Source organism: Desulfofustis glycolicus DSM 9705, assembly GCF_900130015.1.
Classification (GTDB): domain Bacteria; phylum Desulfobacterota; class Desulfobulbia; order Desulfobulbales; family Desulfocapsaceae; genus Desulfofustis; species Desulfofustis glycolicus.
In genome coordinates this window covers 1-13,694 of the sequence record NZ_FQXS01000009.1, presented here as the reverse complement: position 1 = coordinate 13,694, position 13,694 = coordinate 1, and the positions used below count along the sequence as shown (strand labels likewise).

The following is a 13,694-nucleotide window of genomic DNA, read 5'->3' as shown; positions in this document are numbered from 1 at the left end:
TTCTCAATGTGCAGTGTATCCACCATCAACCACCAACGTTGTTCCAGTTATCCATTTTCCTGTGTCGGCAAGCAAGAATGCTATGGCATTGGCGACATCCCGTGGAGTGCCAACACCGAGAGGATGCATGTCCTTAATAGCTTGAACCTGGTCTTCCGTCAGTTGCAGCATAAGTTGCTCAGCCATTTCCGTACTGACATGCGCAGGAGCAACACAATTAATCCTTATATTTTCTCTTGCCAACTCGAGTGCAGAGGACTTTGCCAAGGCTATGAGAGCTCCTTTGCTAGCCGAATAAGCAGTTACCCCGGCTTGCCCTACCAGTCCCATTACCGATGCGATCAGAACGATACTACCAGGTTTTGCACAAACACTTCTTTGCCGAAAACCTTTCAACAAACCGAAGGCGGCATTCACATTGACTTGCATTACCTTTTCTATATCCGAGGAAGTCAGAGATCGTAGCGGCTTGGTAATTTGGATACCCGCGCAATGAACCAAACCATCGAATGGCCCAGTTTCATCGGCAACGTTTTTCATCCAAGGCGCTATCGTTTCGCTTTCCGATAAGTCGAAAGAGAAGTGATGGTGCAATGGACCATCAAGCAATTCCTGAGTCTTTTTCAACTCTTCCTGGTTTCTTCCAACGAGAACAAGTTTTGCTCCCAAGAGACTGAGCAATATCGAGACATCTCTCCCGATGCCTGAAGAAGCACCGGTCACCATGATGGTATGATTCTCTAATTCCATTGGGTTGATCATTCCAATTTCCTACGAATCGTTGGCAGAATCAATTTTAGAGAGCAGCACCACGTCAGGGATGCTCAGAGGACCGCAATGCAACCTTACTGCGCCCCAGGAATAACCAACTCCAAAACCCGCCAGAAGGAGTTGTAGAGACTGTGTTTTTAGCCTTTGAGCAAGAGCAACAGTCAAGGCCAGCGGGATTGACGCTGAGCTTGTATTCCCATAGTTTTCAAGTGCCAAGATAGATTTTTCTTCCGGAATTTTTAATCGTTTCGCCAGATACTCTAGTATAAATTTGTTGGCCTGATGCATAACTACGGCATCAACACCATCAAAATTGTCACACAGCGATTTCACCATGGTCGGGACTTCTTTCAGCGTAAAACTGAAAATTTCCGGACCATTCATATAAAGATCTTCGTCACTCCTGTAATTGCCCCCCTCTCTTTCAACCTGCAAACCTGTTTTATCTGAATGAGGATAGCGGAAACCTCCCGCAGGTACGATGAGGTTTTGTTGTCCGCTCCCATCAGTACCCAAAACAAACGACATGGACGGTGCATTTTCGTCACGTTCTAAAAGAGTGGCGGTGCCCGCGTCACCGAAAAGAAAGGAAACAGACCTGTCTCTGGAAGAGGTTAGACTGCTCATAACATCACCAGCCAGAAGCAAAACACGATATGAACTACCGCAGGAGATCAGATTTGAGGCAAGCCAAAGCCCATAAACATACCCGGAACAACCCAGATTGACATCAAAAGCCGCACAACTCTTCTTCAGCCCCATCCGGCTATGCAGACAACAACTGGTAGCCGGCAACACATAGTCTGGCGTTTGAGAAACAAAGATGAGCGTGTCAATCGTCGCTCTGTCAATCCCAGTTGCTGCAAGCAGACTCTCCGATGCTGCAAAACAAAGATCGGATGTACATTGACCTGTTTGAGCAATATGCCTTTTGCGGATACCAGTATTTTCGATGATTTTTATTACATTCGAATCAGGAAATTTGTTATCATCTTCCCCTACCGTTTGTATTTGCTCAGGAACAGCACTGGCAATACCTTTGAGACTGACTCTGCTGATGTTCATATGGAACCTGCTTCTTTTTTAAACCGTGAGGAATGTTCACCCTGAAATACTATCTCCCAGCAAAACAACCAGGTCGCCAACAGTTTTTGCGTTCACAATTTCCGGCGGGGGAATATTCATCCCGAATTTTTCATCGACCATGGCAATGAATGCCATAATCGTTAGAGAATCCCATCCATCCAAATCAGCCAATTTTTGACTTTCGGTGATGGTATCCGGATCAGCTTCCAACACTTCTTCAAATGCCGCCAAAAATTCCACCTTTTTCATACTAATCTCCACATTAGTTCATATTAATTGCGAGCAGGAAATGCTGAAAATCTCCAACACCCTGAGCCAGAAAAACTTTAATTACAGTAACTAATCCACGTCAGACGAACCAGTAAAACGCGGCATGGTTACCTCCCCCGCTGCACTGATACCGTCGCGCCGCACGACCTTCCACAGGGTCAGAGTAATTATTTTCATATCCAGCCACAATGACTGATTTTCGACATACCAGACGTCCAACGCAAACTTCTCTTCCCAGGAAAGCGCGTTGCGCCCGTTGACCTGTGCCCACCCGGTAATCCCCGGCCGCACCTCATGCCGCCGCGCCTGCTCAGGAGTATACAAAGGCAAGTACTCCATCAACAACGGCCGCGGCCCGACCAGACTCATATCACCTTTCAACACGTTCCACAACTCCGGCAGTTCATCGAGGCTGGTGGTGCGTAAGTATCGGCCCAGCCCGGTAAGCCGTTCACTGTCCGGAAGTGGCCTGCCGACGCGGTCCTTTGTATCACACATGGTGCGAAATTTGATCATCTTAAAAGGCCTGCCGAAAAGCCCTGGTCGCACCTGACGAAACGATACTGGCGTTCCCATCCTGCACCGGATCAACACCGCCATAAATACTAATACAGGCGACAAAACAACCAACGCTGTCGTAGAAACCAGAACGTCAAAAACTCGTTTAATCATTGTGAGATCATGTTATTACCAGCAGGCCATTGACACCAGAGTCTTTTCTCAATACCGAACAATACTTCTGTTCATCCGAGACTTGATTTTTGGACAAGAGCTTCAACAATTCGAGGTGCAGTTCTTCCATCCCACAATTCCGGACGCGATGGGGTACGACCTCCCTGCAAGATCTTGTAATAAGCTCGTCTAATTTGGTCCCTGTCGTTGCCCACCAAAATGCTTGCACCACCATGCTCTTGCAAGGTGACCGGACGCTCAGTATTCCGGCGTAGAGTCAGACAGGGTGTGCCCAGTACACAGCACTCTTCCTGCAATCCACCACTATCGGTAAGAACCACCGTAGCTCCCATGTTCAAACGAAGCAGCTCGTGGTACCCCAGAGGGTTTAACGCTAGAACATTGTCAACGGATACCACTTTAATCCATAGTCCAAAGGTCTTGAGCTGCTTTTCGGTGCGAGGATGGATAGTCCACAGCAGTGGCATATCACGTGCCAGTTCGTTCGTCAATAAGTCCACAATCTCACCAAATGTCTGAGGATCATCGACATTGGAGGGCCGATGGAGCGTGAGAAGTGAATATTTCTCGCCCCTCAAGACATTCATCTTGCTATCCTGGCCCTCCTTCAGGTTACCGCTGACAATTTCTGCTACGCTCAGGATTTTCGCTTTTTCCCGTTGAACCTCCAATGTATCGATCATGATATTACCGACGAACTTTATCCTCTCCTCAGACACTCCTTCACGCCGAAGATTGTCATTGGAGAGTCGGTCCGGGGTGAAGAGTAGATCAGAAAGGCGATCCGTGACCAGCCGGTTGATCTCCTCGGGCATGTCCATGTCGCCGGACCGTAAACCGGCCTCGATGTGGGCCAACCGCACACGCTCCTTTTTCGCAGTGATGGAACAGGCACAGGTTGCGTTAACGTCTCCCACCACCACAATCCAGTCCGGTTGGAACTGTCGAACCACCTTTTCGAAGGCAATCATCGTCTGGCCCACCTGCTCCGCGTGGGTCCCTGATCCAATGCCAAGGTTGATATCGGCCTCCGGGATCACCAACGCCTCGAAAAACGCACGGGACATATTGTCATCATAATGTTGCCCGGTGTGGACGAGACGATGGTCGATACGTACACCATCATTCTTGTTCCAGTCTTCTACCGCCCTGATGAACGGTGCGATTTTCATGAAATTGGGTCGTGCGCCCACCACGGAAACAATCTTTAGCGTTGTCAATTCACATCCTCGTTCAGGGTCTCTGCCGTTCCAGGAAATCAACAAACTCGTTCGCCAGTTTCTCACGGGAAAACTCCAGTTCGGCCAGTCGGCGTGCGTTTTCGCCATACTCTCGGCGCAGTTCCGGATCGTCTGCCAGTCTGCACAAGCCATCAGCAAACGCCTCGGGATCGCGCGGTGGTATATCCAAACCACATTTGTGCTGCTGGATCATTCCCGCCAACCAACCAGGGTAGTTATTGATCACCGGCAGCCCGGAAGAGATATAGTCGAAAAACTTGTTTGGTGAAGTGCCGTAATAAAATGCGGGTACATCATCCAAAATCATCATGCCCACATCACAGCAGTTAACCACTTGATTGAGCTGGTTCTTGGGCATCGGCTCAAAAAAGCGGCAGTTGACCAAACCTTCGGCGCGAGCCCTTTCGATTAACTGCGGTTTTAGTTTGCCGTCACCAATGAAAGCCAGCACGATATCACGCCGACCCCTTTCCAGCAGCACACGACCGGCATCCAAGACCGCGTCCAATCCATTGGCAATGCCGTGAGCACCAGTGAAGACTGCCACACAGTCATCCGGATTTATCCCCGGGAGATTCAGGTCTTGCCGCCGTCCCGGTTGAAAAATTTCCAGATCGCAGCCATTGGGGATCATGGCAATCTGACGCCCTTTTGGACTACGCTTCGCGATACCCTCTTTGATACCCGGAGCCAGGGCGACACACGCGGTTGCCGACCGGTAACTCATCCACTCCAGCAGTGACATTCCTGCAAGGACCAATGGACTTTTTACTACGCCCATGGCGCGAGGCAACTCCGGCCATAAATCCCTGACCTCAAATACAAAAGGCCTATTCCTCAACCATCTGGCACAAATTCCCGGGATACCGGCAGTCAGCGGGGTGGATGTGGCAAACACCAGGTCACAATCCGTACGCAAGGCAATTTTCACGCTGTTGAAGGCATACTGCAGAAATACCCGGGCACGCCGAGGGAGGCTCATGTAGTTGCTGTAGTGCAGGTTGAATTGGATCACCTCAATCCCATCAACCACCCCTTTCCGCACCGCGTCACCAGGTGCACCGGGTAGCGGAAGTTCGCCCTTCCCACTGCGCGCACACACCATGGTTACCCGATGCCCGCGTTCAATGAGTTTTCGGGCCATTTCATAAGACCGCGTCCCACCGGCTACAGATGGTGTATTGAAATATTGGTGAAAGTATAAAATATGCATTGCTTTCAATGACTATTCATGATTTCGGTCGGTTTTATGACTACTCAGCGCCACATCCCTGCAAGGAAATACGAGTTGTAATTCTTTGCTGCGAACCACCGACACGGATAACGAGCACCTGGACAGGATTTTTTTCCCAGTAATACAGGGACTCCATCCCTTCCTCCAAATCCACTCGGCAATCGGCGCCGCTCACCTCCACAACTCCCCACGGGGCCATCAATTTTCCCCCTTCAAGCCGAAATTCCTGTGGAGCGAACCGGAACCGGATTTCCACACTCTGAAAAGACCCTGCAAGTTCATCTTCCACCACCCACTCATCGTCCCGCCAGAGGACTATCCGCCGGTGCCGGTTGCCTCGAAAGTCTCTGTAGGCGCCGCTCCAGCGAAGCCACCCGCCCTCAAACGCTTCTATCCCGCTTACGTGATCGGCCTGCAGCCATTTGGCCAGCAGAAACCTGCTCAGCCGGGGCATTTGCTCCTGGCCATCAAAGCAAACGGTATTATGGGCCTGGGCAGATTTGAAGTACAGGCCATCTGAGGGCCGATCCGGATTATAGGAATAACTCCCTGCATCCCGGCAGATATTTTCGCCCTGGTACCACAGGTCGAAATGAAACACGTCATTGTGCGACGGCCGGAACCGGTACATGGGAAACCGGAGCAAGGCCCATGAATTATGTCCGGCCATGGTCACATAGCCGCCAGGCAACACGTTGTTCTTTTTTTGCACCCCGACCCGCTCTACCGACCCCGCATCGATGCCAAGCCAGAACAGGGGTTCATCCCAGGGGCCGGCGCCAAACATTTTCCGTTCGCGGAACAAGACACTCGCGGTCTGCAATGTTGGGCGGAAATCCCGGTAATCACAGCTATGCATGTGCAAGAGCATAGCCCCGTCATTGGCCCCCAGGTTCGGCGCACCACCACTAGCAGGATCGATCAGCGCTGCCAACCAGTCCAAGGCAGCGTTTGCACGCTCATAGAAGCGGTCTAAAAAGGGGGCGGCATCAAGAATCCTTCGCCACTGTTCAGCAAAAATCAGCGTATCAAGCAGCACCCGATGATAGGTCACCGAATGCTGCGAGAAACTCCCATCAACCTCAACCAGTTTCGCTATTCGGTTTTCCAGCCATTTTCTCCCGCTACGGGCATAAAAGGCGCTTTTCCAGGCCACTTTCTGGTCATCTGAGACCCGGGCAAGCCAACTCCCGCCGATGAACAAGGCCGCTGCCTCGCTGGTGCCATGGTTGTTGTCCTGGGCGATAGCATAGCGGATGTTGCCATGGATTCGTTGAAGATGGCGAAAGATGAATTCCACCAAGGGGGCACTTGGCTCCTGCCACTGACGTAAAACCATAGCCGCCAGCATCACGTTGAACACCCGAATCGAGGCTTCCTGGCCGCATTTCCAGTTCGGCCCAGCATTGACCGGGTTCATCTCCGCCCAGTCCCGCAGCCATTCGTTTAAAACCCTGAGACACCGTTTATCGCCGGATACGGCTAACGCACGGGCCAGGACAGGAGCCCATTCAAACCGAGAAGCCTCCCAGATATTTTTGATGTCTCCAACATTAACGTCAAAATCTTTCAAAGCAGTCCAGTGGTCATTAGGACATGGGTGACAGGCTTTACTGAAGGGACTCCAAAACCAGTTCGGTGGCCTGCCGACAAAGCGCCAGTGCCTACCATAGTAGCGAAGGTTTCCGTCGGCAATCTTACCTGCATCCGCTAGCAGGGCACATTGCCAATCATCTGGGAGATCAAGCGGCTCTTGCAAGGAGCGGAAACAATCCCCGTCTTGTTCAAAACACCGTTGTTGGAAAAACCACTGTCGGATTCCTACTTTCAAATTGAAGCGGTACCAAGCAACATAAACTACGTTGCATAGCCCTAAACGGTGAACGACCTCCGTGTACCACAATAATTTTTCAAAAAAATACATCACTAAGATTACAAATGATGTGTAGCAAAAGTTGAGAGAGGGATTCTAAAAGATTTTTGATCATGCGCTGAAGCAAAAGGGGTAAACCACAAGTTCTCCCCATCGCCCGGCCCGGCCGGAAACAGGACCTGACCGTACTGAAAATATTTCATTGGCCAGATATCTTTTTTAAACTTTCTTATCAATTTCCAGTCAGTACCGTTCGCAGAGCCCCACACCTCGGCATAGCGGGTAGTATTAACCCTGCTCGGTTCAACAGCAGTTGAAAAAAATAATGAGTTTCCAACCCTGTACCCGTAAAAGACCGAACTGCCGACCGCCATGAGTTTTTCAACTGCATTTCCGTTCCTGTCCATGCGAAAGATGTAGTTTTTATCATCCGGCACGTCCGAACCAAAATAGACATGATCTTTAGTGAAAAGAAGTTGCACTACTCGGAACTGCTGGGAGTCGCCGGCAATTTTCTCCAGCGTGTTAAAATCATCATCCGTGCGCCAAATTCCGGCTTCATGGTCAAGATCACCGGTAGTAACCCATATCGAATTTTCATAAGAATCATGAAACACCCCGTGTACATGGCGAATTCCCTCAAAACGCCAGACAGGCTGCCACTTATCTTCACCTTCTTCTAATTTCCAAACATGCACAGTTGAACGTTCGGGGTTAGAACGGTATTCCCCGTAATAAAAAGCTCCATTTACCGCACACAGTGTGAGGGGCCGGGACCCGTGCACCGGCTCAAGCAACCTTTTCTGCCCGCTTTCTAAGGAATAAACATCCCGGTTGGCAGAAACCAGCGCGCATGACTCGCCAACCGCGAAATGATGCACCCCTTTTCGCAGCAACCGAGATGAAAGCCTAAAAAACATGAGTGACTTTTCAATGAAACCGACCGGTAGAGAGCCAATCTGCTTCCATTCAACACCACCATCCAGGCTCTCAATAAGCCTGTTTCCCCGAGCTGCCAGTACCCTTTCCCGGGTCACGTAAATCACCCGCCCATAAATCATTCTATCCGTCTGCATACCCGCCTGACCCTGAAATGCCGGTACTTCATGTATGGCCATGTACCCATTACGATCACCAGCCATCCGAACAGAACCCAAAGCCTGTCTTTCAAGCTGAGCCGGTGATTCCGCTGATCCCTTGCATACCCCCCCTTGGCCATAGCCTCTCCGCAGCATAGCTCGGAAAGCACCACTTCCCTGAGGCGAAGGTCGGTTTTCCATTTCTCCCTGTTTTCCGTCAAAAGCGGACCCAAAGTTTCCTTCTTCCAACTCATCTCCTGGTCAGTAACCAGTTTTCTTGCGGCATCCCCAAAAGAAAGCATGCTATGGTCGTATTCAAGGGCCAGATTCCGGCACAATCTGGAAAGCACTTTCTCAGGTTCGGCCAAAAGTTCCTCGTAGCAAATTTCATGATATTTCTTGCCGAACAATTCCGGCCCAAGCCTGGATCCAATCGCAATCTGCACCCGGTTGGCAAAAATATGTTTCCAGACATGGCTCTTTCTGGACCAGGCTGCTTTTTTTTTGGAGGCCAGCACATCCCTTGGATCGCGATATACTTGAATCAAATGGACATCCGGCAAAACTGCGGCTAAGAGGGGCAGGAACTCAACAGCCCGGGGATCTTTGTCCCCCACCCATGTCTTATTCTTGGCTGTATACAAAGTCAGCATCTCCCGGTACACGGCAACATCCAGCAGTCCGCCCCGAGCAGACGCCCTAGCAACCACTTTTGAGGCGTCAAGCCCGGTCCTGACAAAATAGTTGTTCTGCGCCAAGGTTTTCGAAACCACTTTTTCTCCGTGCTTCTTCAAAATTGACTGGAGACAACTCGAAAAAACCATCCGCCGAATAAACGCGGTTTCCGGAAGGTATGATACCCGTGGATGGGCTGCAATCATGCTTTGCATAAGCGAAGTGCCGGATCGTCCCACGCCGACAATAAACACGGTCTTGGGGGTCATTTGATGCAGGATATTGTCTTTTGGTAAACTGAAATGACTTTGTCGGCCACACCATGCCATCCAAACTCCGCAATAACCCGTTTTCTTAATCTTTTCATGGTCTCCTCTCCTTCTTCACTGCATCTCCAAAGAAAAGTATCCATCATAAACGATGCGAGCTCTTTAGAATCTTCGCAGGTTGCCGAAAAAGGAACTAAAAGCCGTTTTTCATCTTCATCGAACTTCAGATACTCATGAAATTCACGTATAATGGGTTCATATCCGATTACCGCGGCTCCTTCCATGAGGGCCTCTATGTAAATGAGCCCAAAGCTTTCACTGAGGCTTGGCCCGACCAGCACACAGGATTGCCGCATAATCTCCCGGGCCTGAACATTTTGCACGAATCCTTTCCACTGCACCGGCTCCCCTGATTCTTTTGCTTTTTTGACCATATATTCATGGGCACCAGAACCGGCTACCCGCAGCAATGGGCCTGGAGACCCACAATTTCTTCGGGCCTTTAAAACTAGTTCGATTCTTTTGCGCGCCTGCAGACTTCCAACAAAACAAAAACCGTTACGGCCGGACCAGGGGGTATAAGGGCGCTCGGGCTCAGGAAGCCCATTAGGCACAACAAATTCCCGGTCGGGCAAACTCACGCCAAGCCCCCCTCCCTTGGCGCGGTCTGCCTTAGAAACGTGGATAATCCCGTCTGTCCATTTAAGCCTTTTATTTATTATTCTAACTCTCTTCTTCTGACCCCTTTTCCGGAAAAATACATCATGATAACTATGAATTGTAGTAATAATGGGTGGGTGCACATTTATAGCGGACAGGGCCTGCAGAGCTCCATTGTAAACACCATGTACATGTATAATATCGTATTTAGGTAGCATGTCGGCAACCACGGCCACCCGAAAGGATGCATTTAGTGCATGCAAAAAATCTTTAGCTTCAAATCCGTTACATCCGCCCTTCAAAAAATGTCCGACAATAGCCGCTGCGATTGGTATATCACCGGGCCAAATCATGCCCCGGTAACAAAAAAAACCCGATCGAACCTGATGGCTGGGAAAAAAATACCGGCCCATGGGCAACACATTCACCGCATGCCCTTTCGCATGTAAGGCGCAACTCAGCCCCCAAACATGCCTAGCCACACCACCAAAATTGTGTCCATTAGCCTCCGGAGGAAGGGGGCCGAGTATCAAAATTTTCAGCTGTGATCCACTCATTACTACAGATGTTCCAAGTATAGGTCAGTCGAAATTGACGCCCAGGTGATCGTGCGATTCGTGCAGGTGGCTTTCAGAAAGTCGCCCACCTGCAGTTTACTCTTTTTATCCCATACCCTCTGGGTGGCTCTGGAGAAATCAGCTCGCGGGGCTCGGCCAGATGGCGGTTTTGTTCAGCGGCCAACGCCTGGACAGCAGAAATTTTCCGGGCACGTTACGCTGCCACCTCAGCGGCTCGGATCGGGTTACACCGCAGGATATAGCGCACTCCAGTAAGTCCAACCTCACACAGTTCGCTACCGAACAGGCCCAGCTGAAAAGCACCGCTTTTCAGCTGGGCCCGAATCTGCGGCTGGGTGATTGCCGTGATGTAGCAAAAACCGGCTTCTTTCAGCTCCTCGATCTGGACGCTTTTGATCATTCCCCGATCGCCGACCATGGTCACCCGCTGACAACGATAAAACCGTCGTCAGCTGCTCTGTTACTCTTACGAGGCTGAATCGCTTGAGGGAGGTACGTCTCCCCTGCGGCCTGCAGTGTTCCCTGTGTACACTTCACGATCTTTGTTCGTCGATTCATCTGTAACCGACTCCGCCAACCGCGCAACACTCGGTACGGGCTGCTGGTTAAGCTTTGCCCGATGGGGACTTCTCACCTTGATACTGGCAAGGCACCCTATAAGAAGCGTCAAGCTGCGCCTGGCGCACTATCGTTACCGTTCATACGTTTCTCCTCGCTATTTCGTGTGGATTTGATCTTATGATATCAAATCCACACGAAATGAGGAGGAGCCATTCATTTGAGAGAATCTTGAAAAATCGAATCTGGAAGCTTGAAAATTCCATCGAAGAACAATTCGGCTCGTCAGATTTGATTTTTCAAGACTCCATTGTAATTGAATCAAATAGTTTCCGATCAACAGAATCATATTCTTTTAAATATTTCAAAACTTTACGCCATATCTTAAAATGTTTTTTTGGTGTTTTTATATTTATCATAAACGTATACGATAAATATATAATAATATATAAAATATACAGCAATCGATTGCTGTATGTCCTTAGATCCATTAATCTCATAGTATAATAGAGAACTTTTTTGTTTAAATTATTCGAAACAGTAGATATACTGCTTCCAACTTTGTGATAAATTACAGAATCATACACACAGGCAATTTTTTTATTTTTTCTTTTCAATCTCAAAGAAAATTCAAAATCTTCTTCGCCAAAGAAAAACCGTTCTGTCAACAAACCCGTTTCTTGAGGTTTAAACATTAATGCACAACCCGTAACAAATGTTATGTCGTTAAAACCATTTTGAGGTATTTCATCAATATGACAATTTGAGTAGTAATACTTTCTATTGCCATACCATTTAATACACCCACCACAATTCCATAACTTATCTTTCTTTGCATACAAACGAATTTGAGGAGTGCATGCCACATATCTATAATTACTGTTAATAAACTTTACTAAATGACCAAGAAAATCACGCTCAACGACTGTATCATTATTCAATAATAAAGCTAAACTATTTTTAGTTCTACTTAAAATATAACGTAAAGCCACGTTATTTCCTGCAGCAAAACCTAAATTTTCATTGTTTTCAATGAATACTAATCGATCACTCGATTTTTCACGCTTCAATAATTCTTCATTTTCACTGGTCCCCCCTTGTTCAGCTTGATTTTTATTATAAAAATTTATTCTTTTAAAATTTGCCCTACACCACTCTTTTAATTCAATTAGCAAATTTTCTTCAGATCCATTATCGACAAGGATTATTGTGTAATTTTCATATCTATTATTTTTTATTGATTTTAGACATTCTATTGTATCTTCAGTGCCGTTCCAATTTAAGATAATGATATGTGCTTGTCTAAATTTTTCTTTCATCACTCTTGTCTGAGGTTTAGAGTCAATGTATTTGACTTAACAGATTGGTTTATAATTTGGGAAAAATTTCCTCATTGATACCTTGAGATTACGAGGATTTTTCCTGCCGGGTCTCACTGCTTCAAGTGTTGCAGCAAAAACGTTCAGGAGACCTTCGATGAGCCGTACTGTGTGCCGATAACTTCTTAAAAACAGAAGCACCAGCGACTGTTTGGTTTTCGAAAGCGCCTGAGCAAAATTGATTTTATAAGCGTGCTTATATCCTTGTCGCGGTTGTTCAATTTCATCAGATATAGAGAACGCCAGAATTGAAGTTAAGTTTTTTGAAAATATTTTTGCATGGAAGTCCTGGTAGATGGAGAGAACAGATTTACCCTAAATTCCCGGATCATTGTAACGAGGCGGGAGGCCGCACCGCAAACTTCTGATACAGTTCCGCCTGTCGCTTTGTTATCTCGCCGACCTGAAGCTGTTTGCCAGGGACGGCAAAGCATTCTATGACATCGAACTCGTCGAGCACTTCCTGGAGCGTATAATTTTTGAACAACTGTTCCTCCTGCATCTTCGCGGTGATGTACGAGAGATAGATCAATGCAACAAACTGCACGAAGAGTTTCCCGTCGAGGCTTTGCTCCGACGAGACGGCAAGACGGCGCACATTCAACCGCTCTTTGAGATTGTCGAATGCTTTTTCCACCAGATCCTTGCGGCGATAAGTTTCCAGCGCCTGTATCGGATCCTTAATATCGTTACTCAGAAGTGCGAAGTAACCGTAATTTCTCTTGGCTTTGGCCAGTTCCTCTTCTTTGGCAGTGACGGTTATCCCCCGTACCGGCGTCTGCTTCACCTGGAAGTAACGGTCATAGAGTTTCTCATGCTCCGGGTGACACTGATTGCTCATCAGTTCTTCCTGGAGATCGGCCAGTCGGCTATTGAACGCTTTTTCATCTTCCAGCGCACGATCAGGCGAGTAATAGAGATGCAGGTACAACCGGCGATTCTCACGGATTGTGTCGCCCTTGTAGGGGCGTTCTTCCGTATACGACCAGCCGATCGGCAGACTATATGTTGTTCCCCACAATATCTGAATGAAAAGCAGCGGTTTTTGTCAGAATCGTTTATCAGTGCTCCATGACAATGCAGATTATTTTGATCCACTGAAATAATCTTTCTTTCTCACCAGCATGGGTAGGGGACAGGGCCTTGGCCAAGGCCCTGTCCCCCCTCCAGTCAGGAACAAGCCTTCCTGAAAGGAGTTTAGCAACTGGTACTGTTTGTCGCCGTATCCGTCAAGGAAATTGCCCGTCTCGGCACGGCCTATCCCTGGCATAAACCTGCAGCCTGTCCCTGTTGCGGCGGCAAGTTGTGGTGGCACGGCTTTGTTGAAG

13 protein-coding genes and 1 pseudogene are annotated in these 13,694 nt (G+C 48.4%); all 14 read right to left on the bottom strand.

The window, feature by feature from the left end; translation table 11 throughout:
* Window positions 1-3: 3 nt before the first annotated feature.
* Window positions 4-762 (bottom strand): SDR family NAD(P)-dependent oxidoreductase, encoded by a 759-nt coding sequence (locus BUC26_RS08940; RefSeq protein ID WP_073375330.1) that lies wholly within the window; start codon window positions 760-762, stop codon window positions 4-6.
* A gap of 9 nt (window positions 763-771) precedes the next feature.
* Window positions 772-1,836 carry a 3-oxoacyl-ACP synthase III family protein gene (locus tag BUC26_RS08935; RefSeq protein WP_073375329.1) on the bottom strand — a complete coding sequence of 355 codons (1,065 nt, stop codon included), beginning with the start codon at window positions 1,834-1,836 and terminating at the stop codon, window positions 772-774.
* Between the two features lie 36 nt (window positions 1,837-1,872).
* Window positions 1,873-2,106: an acyl carrier protein gene (locus BUC26_RS08930; protein ID WP_073375327.1), complete on the bottom strand. Its 234-nt coding sequence runs from the start codon at window positions 2,104-2,106 to the stop codon at window positions 1,873-1,875.
* Window positions 2,107-2,196: 90 nt separating this feature from the next.
* Window positions 2,197-2,799 (bottom strand): sugar transferase, encoded by a 603-nt coding sequence (locus tag BUC26_RS08925; RefSeq protein WP_073375326.1) that lies wholly within the window; start codon window positions 2,797-2,799, stop codon window positions 2,197-2,199.
* Between the two features lie 71 nt (window positions 2,800-2,870).
* Complete coding sequence (gene wecB, locus BUC26_RS08920; RefSeq protein WP_073375324.1) at window positions 2,871-4,040, bottom strand: non-hydrolyzing UDP-N-acetylglucosamine 2-epimerase; 1,170 nt, start codon at window positions 4,038-4,040, stop codon at window positions 2,871-2,873.
* Window positions 4,041-4,053: 13 nt separating this feature from the next.
* Window positions 4,054-5,274 (bottom strand): glycosyltransferase family 4 protein, encoded by a 1,221-nt coding sequence (locus BUC26_RS08915; protein ID WP_073375322.1) that lies wholly within the window; start codon window positions 5,272-5,274, stop codon window positions 4,054-4,056.
* 40 nt (window positions 5,275-5,314) lie between these two features.
* Complete coding sequence (locus BUC26_RS08910; RefSeq protein ID WP_084540566.1) at window positions 5,315-7,219, bottom strand: alginate lyase family protein; 1,905 nt, start codon at window positions 7,217-7,219, stop codon at window positions 5,315-5,317.
* A gap of 8 nt (window positions 7,220-7,227) precedes the next feature.
* Window positions 7,228-8,286, bottom strand: a complete 1,059-nt coding sequence (locus BUC26_RS08905) for a hypothetical protein (protein ID WP_143165965.1) — start codon at window positions 8,284-8,286, stop codon at window positions 7,228-7,230.
* Window positions 8,226-9,251, bottom strand: coding sequence for a sulfotransferase family protein (locus BUC26_RS08900; protein ID WP_084540565.1), 1,026 nt, complete (start codon window positions 9,249-9,251; stop codon window positions 8,226-8,228). Before BUC26_RS08900 ends, BUC26_RS08905 begins: the two co-directional genes overlap by 61 nt.
* Window positions 9,188-10,408, bottom strand: a complete 1,221-nt coding sequence (locus BUC26_RS08895; RefSeq protein ID WP_084540564.1) for a glycosyltransferase family 4 protein — start codon at window positions 10,406-10,408, stop codon at window positions 9,188-9,190. Before BUC26_RS08895 ends, BUC26_RS08900 begins: the two co-directional genes overlap by 64 nt.
* A gap of 214 nt (window positions 10,409-10,622) precedes the next feature.
* Entirely contained in the window at window positions 10,623-10,847 is a 225-nt protein-coding gene (locus tag BUC26_RS08890; protein ID WP_073375315.1) for a hypothetical protein, read from the bottom strand.
* Between the two features lie 439 nt (window positions 10,848-11,286).
* Window positions 11,287-12,306 carry a glycosyltransferase gene (locus BUC26_RS08885; protein WP_073375313.1) on the bottom strand — a complete coding sequence of 340 codons (1,020 nt, stop codon included), beginning with the start codon at window positions 12,304-12,306 and terminating at the stop codon, window positions 11,287-11,289.
* A 388-nt stretch (window positions 12,307-12,694) separates the two neighbouring features.
* Window positions 12,695-13,372: pseudogene (locus BUC26_RS08880) on the bottom strand (IS1634 family transposase); the annotation flags it as partial.
* Between the two features lie 78 nt (window positions 13,373-13,450).
* Window positions 13,451-13,694, bottom strand: a 244-nt coding sequence (locus BUC26_RS23860; RefSeq protein WP_208609752.1) for a hypothetical protein, incomplete at its 5' end; no start/stop codon positions are given.

Coding starts and splice junctions, on each gene's coding strand:
- BUC26_RS08895 (WP_084540564.1), bottom strand. CDS start 10,408: ATGAGTGGATCACAGCTGAAAATTTTGATACTCGGCCCCCTTCCTCCG.
- BUC26_RS08910 (WP_084540566.1), bottom strand. CDS start 7,219: ATGTATTTTTTTGAAAAATTATTGTGGTACACGGAGGTCGTTCACCGT.
- BUC26_RS08885 (WP_073375313.1), bottom strand. CDS start 12,306: ATGAAAGAAAAATTTAGACAAGCACATATCATTATCTTAAATTGGAAC.
- BUC26_RS08915 (WP_073375322.1), bottom strand. CDS start 5,274: ATGCATATTTTATACTTTCACCAATATTTCAATACACCATCTGTAGCC.
- BUC26_RS08905 (WP_143165965.1), bottom strand. CDS start 8,286: ATGGCCATACATGAAGTACCGGCATTTCAGGGTCAGGCGGGTATGCAG.
- BUC26_RS08935 (WP_073375329.1), bottom strand. CDS start 1,836: ATGAACATCAGCAGAGTCAGTCTCAAAGGTATTGCCAGTGCTGTTCCT.
- BUC26_RS08940 (WP_073375330.1), bottom strand. CDS start 762: ATGATCAACCCAATGGAATTAGAGAATCATACCATCATGGTGACCGGT.
- BUC26_RS08890 (WP_073375315.1), bottom strand. CDS start 10,847: ATGGTCGGCGATCGGGGAATGATCAAAAGCGTCCAGATCGAGGAGCTG.
- BUC26_RS08925 (WP_073375326.1), bottom strand. CDS start 2,799: ATGATTAAACGAGTTTTTGACGTTCTGGTTTCTACGACAGCGTTGGTT.
- BUC26_RS08900 (WP_084540565.1), bottom strand. CDS start 9,251: ATGGCATGGTGTGGCCGACAAAGTCATTTCAGTTTACCAAAAGACAAT.
- BUC26_RS08930 (WP_073375327.1), bottom strand. CDS start 2,106: ATGAAAAAGGTGGAATTTTTGGCGGCATTTGAAGAAGTGTTGGAAGCT.